Raw genomic sequence first — 238 nt, forward strand, 5'->3', positions numbered from 1 at the left:
GGGCCGCCAGCAGGAGTCGGGTGGATAGCTTGAGCAACATGGCGGTCTCAGAAGCGGTAGGCAAGGTCGAACACGATGCGCAGTTCGCGCTCGCGCTGGCCGTCGTACGGGCGGCTGATGCCGGTGACCATCGCGCCCATGTCGAGCACGTCGTTGGCGCGGTAGCGCTGGCCATAGCCGAGGGCGATGACGCCGCCGGTGCATGGCCCTGCTGGGTGTAGGTGCCAGCGCCGATGGT

Annotated in this window: 1 protein-coding gene; it reads right to left on the reverse strand. The window is 68.1% G+C overall.

Features of this window, described 5'->3' with window-relative positions:
* Window positions 1-47: 47 nt before the first annotated feature.
* A partial coding sequence (locus tag SB751_RS34995) for a hypothetical protein (protein ID WP_410749614.1) occupies window positions 48-238 on the reverse strand: 191 nt, incomplete at its 5' end.

Source organism: Cupriavidus sp. SIMBA_020, from assembly GCF_046535395.1.
Classification (GTDB): Bacteria; Pseudomonadota; Gammaproteobacteria; order Burkholderiales; family Burkholderiaceae; genus Cupriavidus; species Cupriavidus campinensis.